We start from the raw sequence: 16,182 nt of genomic DNA, 5'->3' as shown, positions 1-16,182 counted from the left end.
AAATCAACGAAAAATGATAAACTGGGTATTACATCTGACCTTAAAAGAACAAATAAATATTAGCAGATGAAAAAATTACTTATTATTTTAAGCATAAGTCTTTGCTTTAATTGTCATAACCAGGCGCAAACCAATCCAAAACAACAAGAAATAATTAATGCAGAACCTGTAGAAGTTCCTATAGAAGATGGTAAGGCAAAAGCCTATTTTGCAAGTGGTTGTTTTTGGTGTGTAGAAGCAATTTACGAAAGTGTAAAAGGTGTAGAGGAAGTTTACAGCGGTTTTTCTGGTGGACATACAGATGATATTACGTACGAGAAAAGTCACTCCGGTACAACAGGACATGCGGAAGCCGTTGAAGTTATTTATGATCCAGAGGTAGTGAGTTTTTCAACGCTGGTAGATGTCTATTTTGGTTCTCAGAATCCGACACAAGTTAATGGTCAAGGGCCAGATAAAGGTCCTCAATACCGTTCAATCATATTTTATCAAAATGATGAGCAAAAAGAAATTATAGAGGATAAGAAAGCTGCTCTTGCAAAAGAATTAGATGCAACAATCGCAGCTGAAGTATATCCATTCTTAAAATTTTACAAGGCTTCAGATTATCATCAGGATTTTGAAAAGCGAAATCCAAATCAAAGTTATGTGAGAGCGGTTTCTATTCCTCGATTAAATCGTTTTAAAGCAAAATTTCCTGAATTATTAAAAGACGAAGAAAAACATTAATTTAGTTATCTGTCGTTAGAACTAAATAAATGGAGAAAGTAATATTTGATAATAAAACTGATTTTAACGATTGGAGTGATTTGCTTTGGAATCTTTTTTCAAATGTTATAGCTTTAGTTTTGATGTATGCAATCTTTTCAATTCCGAAAATTTGGGGCAGTCATTGGATAGATTTTAAGTTCTTTTCAATATTTGCATGTGGATTGCTTATTTTTTGGACCTACAAATTTTTAATACAAAAACATATTGTTTCTATATCAATAGATGTTGATAATCCAAGTTTTAAAATAGTCGAAAAAAAGTATTTTAAAAGTCTAATAGTTCATACTTGCGATATTTCAAACACCCAACTATCAGCACTTTCAGATGAATATATTGAAGAGCCGAAATTTGAAATAAAAATTAATTCGAAAACTGTTAGAATTAACTATAGACAAAAAGGACTGTCAAAAAAGAAAGTTTTAAAGCTTTACAAAAAACTTGAAAAGATTATAGATTCTAAAAACCTGTCATTCTGAATTTATTTCAGAATCTGAAACGGGTTCAGATTGACAGAACAGTGTTTTTTAGTTAACTTCTTATTTTTTAGTAGCCTTAATCTCAAAAATCATAGGAAATAACTGATCTTTCATCTTATACATTCCAGACTCTGCTTTAATTAAATCAGGAAACACATCATAAGGGCTTTCGTCATGCTCATTTAGATAGTCTATTTGTAAGCCAGCTTCAATAAGTGCATTTACGACTTCAGAAAGTCCATGATTCCAGCCATATTCCTTACTCACCATTTTAGAAGATTGATTGGCATAAGTACCTTCATATTCTTCGTAAATTACTTCATCTTGGCTGTAATGATATTTCATTTTTGGTTTACCATCAACATAATCAAACATCCAAAGAATAGGATGAAATTCAACTATGTAAAAAATACCTCCGGTTTTTAAACGTTCCGAAATCATCTTAGCCCAAGGTTTCAAGTCGGGCAACCATCCAATAGTACCATAACTTGTAAAAACAATATCAAACTTATCCTTTACGTATTCAGAAGTATCCAAAACATTGCAACATATAAACTCAGCATCAAGCTGCAATTCGTTATTAAGCTTCTTGGCAAGTTTTATGCCTTCATCACTCAAATCTACACCAACGCATTCCGCTCCCATACGTTGCCAACTTAAGGTGTCTTGCCCAAAATGACATTGTAAGTGCAATAAAGATTTTCCGTTAACATTGCCTAAAGCCTTTAGTTCATATGGCATTAAAGAAGATTTTCCAGACTTAAAATTTTCCATATTATACATCTCGCTTTCTGCATGTATAGCTACTTTTTTATTCCAGGTTTCTTTATTTGTGTTAAAGTAGTTTTCAAAATTTTCCATCTTCTTAATAACTTTTTGTGTCTTCCTTTTGCGAAGCTTGGTGTGCTCCTTAATTTTGATGTAATTTAAAATATCTTTTTAATATGAAGTCTTTATATCTTAGTTTCATTTGCTTGCTTTTCGTTTTTTCTTGTAAATCTGAAAAGAAAGAAACTCCCCAAAAAACAAAAGAAACGGAATTAAGTATTGCTGAAAAAATTGCCAATGCTCATGGATATAAACAATGGGAGAACGTAGAGAAAGTAACATTTACTTTTAAAGTTGATAGAGATAATGTGAAGAGTAGTGGACGATCTTGGGTTTGGTTTCCAAAAAGCGACAGTATTTATATGAAATCAGGATCGCACAATATTAAATATTCAAGACGCAATCTAGATAGTGTGCCTGCTAATGCAGACAAAGCTTTTATTAATGATAAATTTTGGCTTTTGGTGCCATTTCAGTTAGTTTGGGATGCATCTGCAACCATTTCTGAACCTAAAAAAGTAGAATCGCCAATTAATAAAGAACAATTAGATATGATTACTATTATCTATCCTAATGAAGGCGGTTACACACCTGGTGATGCTTACGATATTTATTATGATGAAGATTATTTAATTAGAGAATGGACGTATAGACAAGGAAATTCACCAGAACCATCATTGTCTAATACATTTGAAAACTATCAAGATTTTAATGGGATTAAAATAGCAATAGACCATAAGAAAGATAATGGCAATTGGAATTTAAACTTCACAGATGTTAGTATAATACTGGAGTAGGTGAGTTTTAAAATTTTGGCATTACTTTTGTAATCTATAATGTAAGTTTCACGTAGGTCATTCGACTTAAAACGTATAGCTTACATTTTCCGCCTTACGGCGTCTATATATATCCAAGAGCGCTTTGTAAAAAGCGCTTTTTTTATAGGCTAGTTAATTGAAAAGTTACAGTTGTACCTTTATTAACTTCACTTTCAATTTGCAATGTACCACCTAATAGCTCTATATAAGATTTAGCAATAGATAATCCTAGTCCAGCACCATGCGTACCAGTTTTATTCTCTAAATCTATAGTGAAAAACGGCAGATGTACCTTATCAATGTGTATATCTGATATGCCAATACCATTATCACTTATTTTAAACTGTAAGGTGTCGTCATCAATAGGACTACATGATATATTTACTATGGCGTTTTTAGGCGAAAATTTTATCGCATTGTCTATAATGTGGTTAAGTGCTTTATGTAGTTTATCTTGGTCAGTTCTAAAGGTTTTATTTGTCTTAAAATTTATGGTTGTGGAAAACTGAATGTCTTTTTCTTGTACTTTACCAGTAAACTCACTTTTTATCTCATCTAATAAGTCCGAAATTTTGACTTTGGAGATATCAATGGGTACATTTCCAGTTTCAAGCTGAGATATTTCTAATACATCATTAAAAACAGCTAACAACAGTTTGCTATTGTCTTCTATTATCTGAAAGTATTCGTTATTCGCTTTATCCAGTTGCAAATCAGATTTAAGTAATTGAGCACTTCCCGTAATTCCATAAAGTGGTGTTTTTATTTCATGACTCATATTGCTTAAAAATGCAGTCTTAAGTTTGTTTGACTGCTCAGCTTCATTTTTTGCTTTAATTGTTTTATTATGCTCTTTTTTTAGCATTTGTTGCAATTCATTTTCTTTTACAAGTGCTTTGTGTAACTGCTGAATTAAAAAAGAAACTGCATAAACAGTGAGCAAGCAAAAAATAATGTTATTTATAAAAACAATTGTTAAACCTTCTAGCGGACCTTCAACAAAAAACTGAATATCAATAATGTTGAAATACTTAATTAGTATTAGGGTTAAATAAAAAACAGCAGTTATGATAATAGAATTTATACCCGATCGTGTACTGCTGTATAGTGTAATTAAAATACTTAACATGAACAGTAAAATCGTACCATTACCACCTAAACCAAGGTCATAAACAAGACCAAAGGATAACACTAAAAATGTTGCACTGTATATTACTTTTCTGTTTTCTAAGCTTAGTTTTCTATATAGGAAACCAAAAAACAACACCAAAATAGCAATAGTATCAGCATAAAAAACAAACCATTTGTCTAGAATTATTGCCGCAATTATACTCGGGAAATACGAAATAGATCCCAAAACCATTGTTAAAGTAAAAATGGAAATAAATAGTTGATCTCTGTAATAGGACAAACGATCAGTTTCATTTTTATGGTTTTGTAAACCAAGGTATTTAACATACCATTGTCTGTAGGAAAGCCAAAGTTTTTTCAGCATTTTTTTTGGATTTTGATTGATGATGGATGCAGGTGTTTAAAACAAATCTACTCAAATCTAAGTGTTTATGCTTTGGTTTTGGAGACATATTTAGATAAAATTATTCTTATTTTTGTTTGGAACGCAAAAATTATCCAATTGACCAACTATAAAACCGGTCTTGATTTCGCAAAAACACAAGACCAAAACGATTCTTTAGCGCATTATCGAAGCCAATTTCATATTCCAAAGGACAAAGAAGGAAATGATTGGTTGTACTTTACAGGAAACTCGCTTGGACTACAACCAAAAAGCACGCAAAAATACATTCAACAAGAGTTAAACGATTGGGCAAACCTTGGTGTAGAAGGACATTTTGAAGCCAAAAACCCATGGATGCCATACCATGAATTCTTAACCGAAAGTATGGCGAAAATTGTAGGTGCAAAGCCTATAGAAGTTGTAGTGATGAATACGCTAACCACCAATCTACACTTGCTAATGGTTAGTTTTTATCAACCAACAAAAACCAAATATAAAATTGTAATTGAAAGTGATGCGTTTCCGTCAGATCGATATGCTGTGCAAACACAACTAGATTTTCATGGTTTTGATGCTAATGAAGGTTTAATTGAATGGAAACCTCGCGAAGGCGAAGAATTACTAAACATTGAAGATTTAGAAACAATCCTAGAAGAACAAGGCGACGAGATTGCTTTGCTTTTAATTGGTGGCGTTAACTATTACACAGGTCAATATTTAGATTTAAAACGAATTGCCGAATTAGGTCACGCCAAAAACTGTATGGTTGGTATCGATTTAGCTCATGGCGCAGGAAATATTCAACCAGAATTACATAATTCTGGAGTTGATTTTGCAGCTTGGTGTACTTACAAATATTTAAATTCTGGACCAGGAAGTTTAGGTGGATTATTTGTTCACGAAAAACATGCGCACAATAAAGATTTAAAACGTTTTTCAGGTTGGTGGAGTCACAATAAAGACACGCGTTTTAACATGCGTCAACCATTAGACGTTACACCTGGAGCTGAAGGTTGGCAACTTAGTAATCCGCCAATTTTATCTATGGCTGCCATAAAAGCGTCTTTAGACATGTTTAACGAGGTTGGCATGGATGCCTTACGCAAAAAATCAGAACAACTAACAGGTTATTTTGAGTTTTTAATTAATGAATTAAACAACGATAAAATAAAAATAATCACACCAACAGATCCAAAACAACGTGGTTGCCAATTATCGATTCAAGTTAAAGATGCCGATAAAAGCTTACATCACAAATTAACCGAAGCCAACATAATTACAGATTGGCGCGAACCTGATGTAATACGTTGCGCACCAGTACCACTTTATAACAGTTTTGTAGATGTATTTAGAATGGTTGAAAAGTTGAAAGAAATTTTGTAGATGAAAAATATTTTTTCACTAATAAAGGATGAAAATATTTTACTCAAAATCAAGAAAAAATCAGAAGCAAGTTTTTGGGAATATCAAATTTTAGGTCTGTTCTATTATCTTTTTAATTTAAGCTTTGACTATTTTATAATAACTGACAAAAAAATAGTTTATGTAATAAAAGATAAATTAATAAAAATTGCTGAATACAGTGATTTTTCAACCTTAGAATTTAATTCTAAAAACGATATTTTTTCTTATAAAAACATTGATAATCAAGAACAAAAATTAAATTTAAAAAGACTTAGATTATCATATGAAGAAATTCAAAAAATAAAGAAAGTATTGAATCATAATATCTAGACACTTGATTAAACAAGGATAAAATAATGACACAAAAAGAAAACATATTAATCATTGGTGCAGGTTTATGCGGTTCACTTTTAGCACTACGTTTAGCACAAAGAGGCTACAACGTCAATGTTTATGAAAGCAGACCAGATCTACGCACAACAGACATTTCCGCAGGAAAATCAATCAACCTTGCCTTATCAGATCGCGGATTTAAAGCCTTACGTTTAGCTAATGTTGAAGATAAAGCGCGTGAGATTTGTATCCCAATGAAAGGTAGATTAATGCACGACACCAAAGGTAACACCTTCGCATCCAACTATTCTGGTCGTGATAACGAATACATCAACTCAATTTCAAGAGGTGATTTAAACGGAATGCTACTAACCGAAGCCGATAAATACGATAATCTAACCATTCATTTTAATACTGAATGTGAAACAGTAGATTTAGATACCAATACTGTTCATTTTGTAAACCGAAATACAAATGAAGCGTTTAACGTCACTGCAGACGTTATTTTTGGTACAGATGGCGCAGGTTCAGAATTAAGAAAAGGCTACTTTTTGCAACGTAAATTCTTGTTCAGTTTTTCACAGAATTTCCTAACACATGGTTATAAAGAATTAGAAATTCCAGCAGCAACAGACGGAAGTCATCAAATTAGCAAAGACTATTTACACATTTGGCCAAGAGGCGAATATATGCTTATCGCTTTACCTAATTTAGATGGAAGTTTTACGGTAACTCTGTTTTTAAGTCATGAAGAAGGCGAGTATAACTTCAAAGATTTAGATACAGAAGACAACATAAAAGCCTTTTTCCAAGCGCAATTTCCTGATGCTTTAGCACTAATTCCGAACATTGCTGAAGAATTTGCAAACAATCCAACAGGCGCTTTAGGGACTATAAAATGTTCACCTTGGTATTATAAAGGCAACACCTTAATTTTAGGTGATGCGGCGCATGCTGTTGTTCCGTTTTATGGTCAAGGAATGAATGCCTCTTTTGAAGATGTTGCTGTTTTAGATAGCATTATAGACAAACATGAAGGCGATTGGGAAACCATTTTTAAAACCTATCAGTCGGTTAGAAAAGCAGATGCAGACGCTATTGGCGAATTAGCCGAAGAAAACTATTACGAAATGCGCGATCATGTTGCTAACCCAATGTTTAAAACAAAGCGCCAGCTAGAAATGCAATTAGAAAAGCATTTTCCAAAGCACTATTTTTCAAAATACTCGATGGTCACATTCAATGAAAATATTGGCTATCATGAAGCCATGACCAAAGGTCGTGCGCAAGACAAAGCCATTTTAAACATGATTGCAGACAATGAGATATCGATAACAGCAGATATGACTTATGAGCAATTAGAAAAGGCTTTACAAAAAGTACAAGAAAAAACTAACGATATTATAGATGATGACAACGTTGCAAAAACGATGCATCACTAAATTCCTGCGAAAGCAGGAATCTCATAAAAAAGAATAAACTGTCACTTCGAGCGCAGTCGAGAAGTCTCAGGAAGATAAAATAATCAAAAAATAGATTCTGAATCAAGTTCAGAATGACTACCAATATGAACACAAACGCAGGAACTAAAGTAACACCAAGAGGTGCATATCCACATGTAAAAGTGGTCGGCGATTTCATTTTCGTTTCAGGAACCAGTTCAAGACGCGCAGACAATACAATTGCTGGTGTAGAACTTATTGACGAAATGAACACCAAAAAATTAGATATCGAAGTTCAAACCAGAGAAGTTTTAAAAAACATCGATAAAAATTTACAAACGGTTGGAGCAAGTCTAAAAGACGTGGTTGATGTGACCACATTTTTGGTAAACATGAACGATTTTGCAGGTTACAACAAAGCCTACGCTGAGTTTTTTGAAAAAGAAACAGGACCAACAAGAACAACTGTTGCTGTACACCAATTACCACATCCAGATTTATTGGTTGAGATTAAGGTGATGGCGTATAAAAAACAATAGTTTTTGTCATTCCTGCGCAGGCAGGAATCTAATTTTAAATACATTTTCAATTGAAACTCTTTTCATTTTTTATTCTGATAACAATCTTCTTTTTGTCGTGCGAAAAAAAGAAGGCTGAACTATATTATAATGAAAATGGATTTCCAATAATAACAAATTCATTTAAACTGGATTTTATTAAAGAATTTCTCAACGATACTTCTTTAGCTAAATATAAAAGGTATAGTGAACCTTATGTGTTTATGGTTAATGATGATAATAAAATTTATACTATAACAGAGAATTCTAAGATACAGAACCTCACAAAAACAGATTATATTTCTCTTAAATTGAAGATACAAGATATTTCATTTATTTATGAGCAATTGAGTGAAGATTTGAAAAACGAAAATTTAATTGCTCATGGTCTTAGAAGCTTAAACTGGGATAAACTAATTGATTACCATTTTGAAAACACTAATTTAGGAATTGAATATTTTGTTTCTCAAGATTCAATTGCTAAAGTTGAAGAATCATTAAAAGATAATGGAATTTTGTATCTCAGTACACCTATTTTTAATAAAACTTTAGATCTAGCTTTTATGGACATTGAAGGTAGTATTACAGGTGAAACCATAATTTTTAAAAAGATAGAGGATCGATGGAGTGTTAAAGAGATAACAAATGAATGGATAAGATGAACATCAAAAACTACATAAACGGAGATTTCTTGGTTCCCATTGCTAATGGTTGGATTGACAACTACAACCCTTCAAACGGAGAAGTCTATGGGCAAATCCCAAACTCATCAAAAGACGATGTAGAGCAAGCTTACAAAGCTGCTAAATCTGCTTTTCCTAGTTGGAGTCAAACTACATTAGAAGAGCGAAGCAGAATTCTAATTAAAATTTCAGAATTATTAGAAGCTAATTTAGACCGTTTTGCAGAAGCCGAAAGTAAAGACAACGGAAAACCTGTAAGTCTTGCCAAAATGGTAGATATACCAAGAGCAGCAAGTAATTTCAGGTTTTTTGGAAATGCCATTACACAATTTGCAAGCGAAAGCCACGAAAGCGTTGGTCAGAATGCGGTGAATTATACACTTCGTCAACCTATTGGTGTAGTTGGTTGTATAAGTCCGTGGAATTTACCACTGTATCTGTTCACTTGGAAAATCGCACCAGCAATCGCTGCAGGGAATTGCGTGGTAGCCAAACCAAGCGAAGTCACACCAATGACGGCTTATTTGTTAGGTGAAATTTGTAATGAAGCTGGTTTACCAAAAGGTGTGTTGAATATTGTTCACGGTTTAGGCACTACGACTGGTCAAGCTATTGTAGAGCATCCAAATATCAAAGCCATTAGTTTTACTGGCGGAACAGCAACTGGCGCACATATTGCCAAAGTTGCTGCACCAATGTTTAAAAAATTGTCTTTAGAGTTAGGTGGAAAAAATCCAAATATCATATTTGCCGATTGCGATTATGATGATATGCTGAATACTACAGTACGTTCGTCATTTGCTAATCAAGGTCAGATTTGTCTTTGCGGAAGCCGAATTTTTGTTGAGGAATCAATTTACGATAAATTCAAAGCAGACTTTGTAGAAAAAGTAAAAGGGTTAAAAGTTGGTCATCCTTCTGAAATAGACACTAATATTGGTGCTTTAGTTTCAAAACCACATCTTGAAAAGGTGAAAAGCTACATCGAAATTGCCAAAGAAGAAGGTGCAACTATTTTATGTGGCGGAAACGAAGTTACAGTTGAAGGCTACGAAAACGGTTACTATTTACAACCAACAATTATCGAAGTAAAAACAGACGATTGTCGCGTAAACCAAGAAGAGATTTTCGGTCCAGTAGTTACTATTATGCCATTTAAAACTGAAGACGACGTGTTAGACATGGCTAACAAAGTAAAATACGGTTTATCAGCAACACTTTGGACTAATAATCTAAAACGAACCATGCGAATGAGCAACCAACTACAAGCAGGTATTGTTTGGGTAAACACTTGGATGATGCGCGATTTACGCACACCTTTTGGTGGTGTTAAAGCAAGCGGAGTTGGTCGCGAAGGTGGATTTGAAGCTTTACGCTTTTTTACTGAGCCTAAAAATGTATGTATAAAATATTAATTTGATGTCGCCTCGAGCGCAGTCGAGAGGTCAATTATGAAAACGTATTATGTTTACATATTGAAATGTTCAGATGGGTTAACTTATACTGGAATAACAAATAACATATCTAGGCGATTTGAAGAACATCAAAACGGATTAAATAAAACCTGTTTTACATATAAAAGAAGACCTTTAGAATTAATATTTCATCAAGAGTTTAACAATGTAGAACAAGCAATATATTTTGAAAAGAAAATAAAAAAATGGAGTGCAAAAAAGAAATTTGCTTTAGCTAATGGAGAGTATAATTTGTTGCAAATTCTAGCTGAATGTAGAAATGCAACACATTCTAAATATAAACCGAACAGTTAAGTAGGTCTCGACTGCGCTCGACCAGACAGAATTATGAATCTAAACTTAAACAACAAATACGCGCTAGTATGTGGTAGCACAGCAGGAATTGGTAAAGCAACTGCTTTAGCTTTAGCTGAAGAAGGTGCAAACATCACACTAGTAGCAAGAAACGAAGACAAGCTAAAAGCTGTTTTAGCTGAATTACCAAAACACAGAAACCATGATTATATAGTAGCCGATTTTTCTAATCCGATGGAATTAAAAGAAAAAGTTGAAAACTATATTAAAAACAATCACGGATTCCATGTGTTGGTAAACAATACTGGCGGACCAGCTGGCGGACCAGTTTTTGATGCAAAAATTGAAGAATTTGAAAGCGCTTTTACGCAGCATTTAAAATGTAATCATGTATTAGTACAAGCTGTTGTTCCGTTTATGAAAACTAAAAACTATGGGCGTATTGTTAATGTAATTTCAACGTCAGTAAAACAACCGTTAGACGGACTTGGTGTAAGTAATACCATTCGTGGTGCTGTAGCTAATTGGAGTAAAACCTTAGCTAACGAGCTTGGACAATTTGGGATTACTGTAAACAATGTTTTACCTGGCGCAACTGGTACAGAACGTTTAACCGAAATCATAAAAAACAAAAGTGCTAAAACTGGCAAAACAGAAGAAGAATCTGCTAACGCCATGAAAAGTGCTGTACCAGCAAAACGTTTTGCAAAACCAGAAGAATTAGCTGCTGCGATCACCTTTTTAGCTAGTGAAAAAGCGAGTTACATTAACGGAATTAACCTTCCGGTTGATGGTGGTAGAACAAAAAGTTTATAAGCCTAATATTTCAAAAATATTATTCTTAATTTTATTGAATTGATGAATCTGCGTTAAGGATTGAAGCGACATCCTTTTTTACGTCAGTTTGAGTGTTTTGCGAAGCATGAGCAAAATGTATCGAAAACAAGTAAAAAAGATATAGCGTAAAGCCTGACCCGATAGGGTAACGCCCAAAATAGTATACAATGAGCAAATTATTTCCGCCTATTAATTTTAAAGCATGGATTGAAGAAAATCGTCATTTACTAAAGCCACCAGTTGGTAATAAAGTGGTTTGGAAAGATGCAGATGTTATTGTTATGGTTGTTGGTGGACCAAACGACAGACAAGATTATCACTATAACGAAACTCCAGAATTTTTCTATCAAATAGAAGGTGATATGGTCTTAAAAGTGATTGAAGATGGTGAGCCCAAAGATATTAATATAAGAGAGGGCGAAATTTTTGTCTTGCCACCAAAAGTACCACACTCACCACAACGAAGCGCAAACACTGTTGGTTTGGTTATAGAATATCCAAGACCAGAAGGTGTAAAGGATAAACTGCAATGGTACTCTGATGAGGATACAAGTTTGATTTATGAAGAAGAGTTTATGCTGGACAATATAGAAACTGATATGCCTGCTATTTTTGACCGTTATAACGATATGGTTAAAAAAGGTGCTTTTAAAAAATAAATCAGAAAATATCTAACCACTACAACACAATTACCAAAATTAAATTTTGGTAAGATTCAAAGCACATGAGTAAACACAAACTAAGAATTAACGGTCATTCTCATCTTCTTCCTTATCCTGAAGAAATTCCTGAATTTATGAAAGATAAAGGGATTTTCTGGGTAGATAAAGATCGAAAATTTATGCTTCAAAAAGATTGGAACAGACCAATTACAGATTCTAGTTTTTTCTTAAATGAAAAGTTAGCATGGATGGAGCACTTTAAAATTGACCATGCTGTTGTTCTGAATTTATCTCAACTTTATGGTAATGGTTTAAGGTTGGAAGAAATGAAACAAGCGTTACGATTTCAGAATGATTTTAATGCACGTATTCAGCACGATCATCCGAGTAAATTTACAACGGGTTTTGTGGTACATCCTGGTTTTGTAAGAGGTGCTTGTTGGGAAATAGAGCGTTGTGTAGAGGTTTTAGGAATGCGCTTGTTATGTCTGCCAACACATTATATGGACACTATTGGAACTTGGCGTTGTATTTTTGATGAAGAAAACGAACCTATTTTTGAGCTTGCCGATAAATATAACTTGGCTGTTGAAATTCACCCTTACGATGGTGAAAAATTTATTAAACTAGAAAATACGTCATGGCGTTTTCACTTAATTTGGATGTTGGCACAATGTGCAGATGCATACCATTTTTTAACCTTAAATGGTTATTATGAAAAGTATCCTAATATGCGGATTTGTTTTGCTCATGGTGGACAGTTAGCACAGATTAATCTTGGTCGTCGTATTCAAGGGTTTGATGGAAGACCAGATTTGTTTGAAGGTAAAAAGCATCCTCGTAAAGCGGTAGGTCATAAAAATATTTTCTTTGATACTTTAGTGCACGACACAGGTTCTTTAGAGTTACTAATAAAGAATCAAGGTTCAAATCAAGTTATTATGGGACTAGATGACCCTTATCCTCTTGGCGAAATGGAAAGTGCACAACAGTCTTCATATCCTGGTAAAATTTTAGATTTAGCAATGGATCGAAAAATCATAAATGAAACCGAACGTGATGCTATTTGGGAAGACAATGTTATTAAATGGTTGTGTGGTGACGATGAAAAGGCAAAACAAGATTTAGTTGCCAGAATTACTTCCTAATATTTTCATCTTCATTTTTTTGTCTATATTTAGAATCTAATCAAACAATCAATATCATGAAAAAAGTAGGCTCTTATATGGCAATTATAGGTATAGGTTTAATTGTTTTACCTTTTATAGGTTTAACAATTAGATTTACTGATTGGATATATGAATGGGGAGAAGGTGTGGCTTGGGCTATAAAAATAGGTTTAGTAGTTATAGGTGCTGCATTATTCTTTTTAGGTAAGCCAGAGGCTGGAGAGGTAGAATTAGAACTTCCTGAAGAGCCAGAAAAAGCTGAATAAATTAATATTTATTTTAAAATTATTTTGATATGTATTTTTTGCCAGAGGCATTAGACAATTATGTTGTGGAACATTCTGAGCAAGAGCCAGAGTTATTACAACAGTTAACACGAGAAACATATCAAAAAGTATTGCAACCAATCATGCTTAGTGGTCCTTACCAAGGTAGAGTACTGAGTATGATTTCTAAGTTGGTAAATCCTAAATCTATTTTGGAGTTAGGAACCTTTACAGGTTATGCGACATTGTGTTTAGCCGAAGGTTTACAAAAAAACGGAATTATTCACACCGTTGATATTAATGAGGAGCTTCACGATTTTCAAAGAAAATATTTTGATAAATCTGGATTCGGTGAACAAATAAATCAATATACAGGTAATGCATTAGATATCATACCTGAATTAGATGTAATGTTTGATTTAGTGTTTATTGATGCTGATAAGCCTAATTATAGTAATTACTTTCATCTCATCATAGATAAGTTAAATCCAGGCGGAATTATATTGTCCGATAATGTCTTATGGCATGGGAAAGTTGTAGAAGAACTTAACGAAAAGGATATTTCTACCAAAGCTGTTTTAGACTATAATACACTTTTAAAAGAAGATGAACGTATTGAAACCGTGTTGTTACCAATACGAGACGGATTGACTATTAGTAGAAAGAAATAAAAAAGAGCTTTGCATTAATTTGCAAAGCTCTTTTCGATTTTTGATTGGTTATTGTTATTGTACAGCTTGTAAAGCATCGATATTTCCGTAGCCAAAGCTACCATTTTTATTAGGGTAGAATTCAGCTGATTGTTTTAATCTATTTAATACCTGAGTTCTGGACCAACTAGGATATTTAGACCATATTAAAGCAGCTATGCCAGCAGTTGTAGCTGTTGCAACAGAAGACCCTCCTGTATAACGTCTTTGACCTGTGTTAAATCCTAATACTGGTGGTGCTTTACTTGTATTGTTGTCGCCTTCCATAATAATTGTAAAATCAATTTTACTACCACTGTGGCAGGTTTCGCAACGCTCATAATTAGAGCCATCATTAACTCCTGTAACCGCGACAGTTTCGCTCATTGTAGCAGGAAAAATGACTCCAAAACCATTAGTAAAGCTAGTTGACGTTCCACCAGCAGCAAAGATTAATTTTCCTTTGCTATAAGCATATTTCACAGCATCTTTAATGTTACCTATAGACCAAACGTAACCAATAGACATAGAGATGATTTTAACATCACTTCTATTACCTAGTTGTGTTAAAGCTGCCGAAACACCTTTGCGTTCGTGGTAATCATTTAACAAAACATCTTCAGTTGCTCTATAGGCAACTAAATTAGAGTTGTAAGCCACACCAACTGGCATGCCATCATTGTTTCTTGGAGCAGCCATAGTAGAGCCCATTGCAGTACCATGGCCACACTTATCATGAGGTCCATCATAGTTGCTGCTCCACCACCAAGCAGAGTCTATAAAAGTTCCGTATTTCTGAACAAATCTACCTGTTGAAGCACCATCGTTAATTCCTGATGCGTTTAATAAATATTGCGATGCTGAAACACCAGTATCTATAAGACCAATAGTAACACCAGAACCAGTACTGTGATTCCAAGCCTGAGGAATGTTATGCTCGTTAAAATGCCAAGACACTTGCGCATTGTTTGGACTAATTGTGGTGTAGTGCGCAGAATTTATATTGTCAGGATTTTTGTCGCAACCTGAGCTACTTTTAGCTGTAAAATTTGAGTAATGATTATAACCATTAGGTTCAAGATAGCGAACAAAATCGCTCTTTCTTAGTTCAATAATGGTTTCAATTTTTGTAACTTCTATATCAAACACGGTAATGATTTCGTGTTCTATTAGTTTTAATTTCCTTTCGTCAAAATCTTCATTTTCAAGAACAATGTTTATCAGCGCGTTTTTTTTAGATTCTAAAACAGGATCTTCAGTTTCACTGAAACTTTGATCCGGACTTCCATATCCTACAGTTAGTACATTTTGTCCGTGAACAACAGCGCTCCACAAAAAGTGTTCATCAACGGCATTCCAGTCAAAATCACCTGTATTTTCTATAGTTTCGGAAATTCGTGAATTAATTTGCTCAATGGTAAGTGGGTCTTTAGGAAATTGAACAGCTCCTGATTGGCTTTCAATGTTTGGTTCATCTTTAGAGCATGATACCAACACCATTACTACTAAAAGTAATAGTTTGAAAAAGTTTTTTTTCATTTAATATGATTTAGATGGTTCGTGATTGTCTAAATATATTAAATTATTCTATAAAAATTACATTAAAAATTAAGGATATGTTATAAAAACCATATAAATATAGTGAATATCTTATTTTACATGTTTCGTTTTACTGAACCTGTAAAGTTTTCGAGATCGTCTTTGACCTTATTAATTTCTTGTTGAATTTCTTTTGTAGTATCAGAATCTACGATGTTACTTTCTTTAGCACTTTTAGTAACCTCGTGCTTTATGTCGTTGGTAGCATCTCTTAAGGTTCGCATACCTTTTCCTAGTCCTCTAGCAATTTCTGGTAGCTTATCAGCACCAAAAACTAATACTAGGATAAACAGTATAAAGACAATTTCGGTTCCTCCGATAAATAATAATGTTGCTAATTGTATCACAATGCAAATATATAGT

19 protein-coding genes are annotated in these 16,182 nt (G+C 33.5%); 15 read left to right on the top strand and 4 right to left on the bottom strand.

Annotated elements, in window-relative coordinates:
* The first annotated feature begins 66 nt into the window (after window positions 1–66).
* Together msrA and V1468_RS00715 are read left to right on the top strand one after the other, a co-directional pair.
* On the top strand, window positions 67–729 hold the full coding sequence (msrA, locus tag V1468_RS00720) for a peptide-methionine (S)-S-oxide reductase MsrA (RefSeq protein ID WP_331808348.1): 663 nt from the start codon (window positions 67–69) through the stop codon (window positions 727–729).
* A gap of 29 nt (window positions 730–758) precedes the next feature.
* On the top strand, window positions 759–1,247 hold the full coding sequence (locus tag V1468_RS00715; protein WP_331808347.1) for a hypothetical protein: 489 nt from the start codon (window positions 759–761) through the stop codon (window positions 1,245–1,247).
* 60 nt (window positions 1,248–1,307) lie between these two features.
* Here V1468_RS00715 and V1468_RS00710 read toward each other — a convergent pair whose 3' ends face one another.
* Window positions 1,308–2,108, bottom strand: coding sequence for a methyltransferase domain-containing protein (locus V1468_RS00710; protein ID WP_331808346.1), 801 nt, complete (start codon window positions 2,106–2,108; stop codon window positions 1,308–1,310).
* An 83-nt stretch (window positions 2,109–2,191) separates the two neighbouring features.
* Here V1468_RS00710 and V1468_RS00705 point away from each other — a divergent pair, with 83 nt between their 5' ends.
* A complete protein-coding gene (locus tag V1468_RS00705; RefSeq protein ID WP_331808345.1) occupies window positions 2,192–2,872 on the top strand; it encodes a hypothetical protein in 681 nt (226 codons plus the stop codon).
* A gap of 142 nt (window positions 2,873–3,014) precedes the next feature.
* Here the strand turns inward: V1468_RS00705 and V1468_RS00700 are convergent, their stop codons facing one another.
* Window positions 3,015–4,388: a sensor histidine kinase gene (locus V1468_RS00700; RefSeq protein WP_331808344.1), complete on the bottom strand. Its 1,374-nt coding sequence runs from the start codon at window positions 4,386–4,388 to the stop codon at window positions 3,015–3,017.
* 138 nt (window positions 4,389–4,526) lie between these two features.
* On the opposite strand from V1468_RS00700, the gene kynU reads away from it, so the two are divergent.
* From kynU to V1468_RS00640, 12 genes are all read left to right on the top strand, one after another.
* Entirely contained in the window at window positions 4,527–5,792 is a 1,266-nt protein-coding gene (gene kynU, locus V1468_RS00695; protein ID WP_331808343.1) for a kynureninase, read from the top strand.
* Window positions 5,793–6,143, top strand: coding sequence for a hypothetical protein (locus tag V1468_RS00690; protein ID WP_331808342.1), 351 nt, complete (start codon window positions 5,793–5,795; stop codon window positions 6,141–6,143).
* Window positions 6,144–6,169: 26 nt separating this feature from the next.
* Window positions 6,170–7,588 carry an FAD-dependent oxidoreductase gene (locus V1468_RS00685; RefSeq protein WP_331808341.1) on the top strand — a complete coding sequence of 473 codons (1,419 nt, stop codon included), beginning with the start codon at window positions 6,170–6,172 and terminating at the stop codon, window positions 7,586–7,588.
* Between the two features lie 125 nt (window positions 7,589–7,713).
* Complete coding sequence (locus tag V1468_RS00680; RefSeq protein WP_331808340.1) at window positions 7,714–8,127, top strand: RidA family protein; 414 nt, start codon at window positions 7,714–7,716, stop codon at window positions 8,125–8,127.
* 92 nt (window positions 8,128–8,219) lie between these two features.
* Window positions 8,220–8,807, top strand: coding sequence for a hypothetical protein (locus tag V1468_RS00675; protein WP_331808339.1), 588 nt, complete (start codon window positions 8,220–8,222; stop codon window positions 8,805–8,807).
* Window positions 8,804–10,243 (top strand): aldehyde dehydrogenase, encoded by a 1,440-nt coding sequence (locus tag V1468_RS00670; RefSeq protein WP_331808338.1) that lies wholly within the window; start codon window positions 8,804–8,806, stop codon window positions 10,241–10,243. Before V1468_RS00675 ends, V1468_RS00670 begins: the two co-directional genes overlap by 4 nt.
* A 36-nt stretch (window positions 10,244–10,279) precedes the next feature.
* On the top strand, window positions 10,280–10,597 hold the full coding sequence (locus tag V1468_RS00665) for a GIY-YIG nuclease family protein (RefSeq protein WP_331808337.1): 318 nt from the start codon (window positions 10,280–10,282) through the stop codon (window positions 10,595–10,597).
* Window positions 10,598–10,630: 33 nt separating this feature from the next.
* Complete coding sequence (locus V1468_RS00660; RefSeq protein WP_331808336.1) at window positions 10,631–11,413, top strand: SDR family oxidoreductase; 783 nt, start codon at window positions 10,631–10,633, stop codon at window positions 11,411–11,413.
* Between the two features lie 188 nt (window positions 11,414–11,601).
* Window positions 11,602–12,093: a 3-hydroxyanthranilate 3,4-dioxygenase gene (locus tag V1468_RS00655; RefSeq protein WP_331808335.1), complete on the top strand. Its 492-nt coding sequence runs from the start codon at window positions 11,602–11,604 to the stop codon at window positions 12,091–12,093.
* Window positions 12,094–12,158: 65 nt separating this feature from the next.
* On the top strand, window positions 12,159–13,244 hold the full coding sequence (locus tag V1468_RS00650) for an amidohydrolase family protein (protein ID WP_331808334.1): 1,086 nt from the start codon (window positions 12,159–12,161) through the stop codon (window positions 13,242–13,244).
* Between the two features lie 56 nt (window positions 13,245–13,300).
* Window positions 13,301–13,531 (top strand): hypothetical protein, encoded by a 231-nt coding sequence (locus V1468_RS00645; protein ID WP_331808333.1) that lies wholly within the window; start codon window positions 13,301–13,303, stop codon window positions 13,529–13,531.
* 29 nt (window positions 13,532–13,560) lie between these two features.
* The gene (locus V1468_RS00640) at window positions 13,561–14,202 is read left to right on the top strand and encodes an O-methyltransferase (protein ID WP_331808332.1); all 642 of its coding nucleotides are present in this window, start codon (window positions 13,561–13,563) and stop codon (window positions 14,200–14,202) included.
* Between the two features lie 54 nt (window positions 14,203–14,256).
* On the opposite strand, the gene V1468_RS00635 is transcribed toward V1468_RS00640, so the two are convergent.
* A complete protein-coding gene (locus tag V1468_RS00635) occupies window positions 14,257–15,759 on the bottom strand; it encodes a S8 family peptidase (RefSeq protein ID WP_331808331.1) in 1,503 nt (500 codons plus the stop codon).
* 116 nt (window positions 15,760–15,875) lie between these two features.
* The gene (locus tag V1468_RS00630; RefSeq protein WP_331808330.1) at window positions 15,876–16,166 is read right to left on the bottom strand and encodes a Sec-independent protein translocase subunit TatA/TatB; all 291 of its coding nucleotides are present in this window, start codon (window positions 16,164–16,166) and stop codon (window positions 15,876–15,878) included.
* Window positions 16,167–16,182: the final 16 nt, after the last annotated feature.

Source organism: Winogradskyella poriferorum (genome assembly GCF_036553625.1).
Lineage (GTDB): Bacteria > Bacteroidota > Bacteroidia > Flavobacteriales > Flavobacteriaceae > Winogradskyella > Winogradskyella poriferorum.
Note: the sequence above shows the minus strand (reverse complement) of the source record. Positions and strands in the feature narration are given on the sequence as shown.

Bases quoted from the DNA above. Each gene is read 5' to 3' on its own strand.
- msrA (WP_331808348.1), top strand. From the start codon at position 67: ATGAAAAAATTACTTATTATTTTAAGCATAAGTCTTTGCTTTAATTGT.
- V1468_RS00715 (WP_331808347.1), top strand. From the start codon at position 759: ATGGAGAAAGTAATATTTGATAATAAAACTGATTTTAACGATTGGAGT.
- V1468_RS00710 (WP_331808346.1), bottom strand. From the start codon at position 2,108: ATGGAAAATTTTGAAAACTACTTTAACACAAATAAAGAAACCTGGAAT.
- V1468_RS00705 (WP_331808345.1), top strand. From the start codon at position 2,192: ATGAAGTCTTTATATCTTAGTTTCATTTGCTTGCTTTTCGTTTTTTCT.
- V1468_RS00700 (WP_331808344.1), bottom strand. From the start codon at position 4,388: ATGCTGAAAAAACTTTGGCTTTCCTACAGACAATGGTATGTTAAATAC.
- V1468_RS00690 (WP_331808342.1), top strand. From the start codon at position 5,793: ATGAAAAATATTTTTTCACTAATAAAGGATGAAAATATTTTACTCAAA.
- V1468_RS00685 (WP_331808341.1), top strand. From the start codon at position 6,170: ATGACACAAAAAGAAAACATATTAATCATTGGTGCAGGTTTATGCGGT.
- V1468_RS00680 (WP_331808340.1), top strand. From the start codon at position 7,714: ATGAACACAAACGCAGGAACTAAAGTAACACCAAGAGGTGCATATCCA.
- V1468_RS00670 (WP_331808338.1), top strand. From the start codon at position 8,804: ATGAACATCAAAAACTACATAAACGGAGATTTCTTGGTTCCCATTGCT.
- V1468_RS00665 (WP_331808337.1), top strand. From the start codon at position 10,280: ATGAAAACGTATTATGTTTACATATTGAAATGTTCAGATGGGTTAACT.
- V1468_RS00660 (WP_331808336.1), top strand. From the start codon at position 10,631: ATGAATCTAAACTTAAACAACAAATACGCGCTAGTATGTGGTAGCACA.
- V1468_RS00655 (WP_331808335.1), top strand. From the start codon at position 11,602: ATGAGCAAATTATTTCCGCCTATTAATTTTAAAGCATGGATTGAAGAA.
- V1468_RS00650 (WP_331808334.1), top strand. From the start codon at position 12,159: ATGAGTAAACACAAACTAAGAATTAACGGTCATTCTCATCTTCTTCCT.
- V1468_RS00645 (WP_331808333.1), top strand. From the start codon at position 13,301: ATGAAAAAAGTAGGCTCTTATATGGCAATTATAGGTATAGGTTTAATT.
- V1468_RS00640 (WP_331808332.1), top strand. From the start codon at position 13,561: ATGTATTTTTTGCCAGAGGCATTAGACAATTATGTTGTGGAACATTCT.
- V1468_RS00635 (WP_331808331.1), bottom strand. From the start codon at position 15,759: ATGAAAAAAAACTTTTTCAAACTATTACTTTTAGTAGTAATGGTGTTG.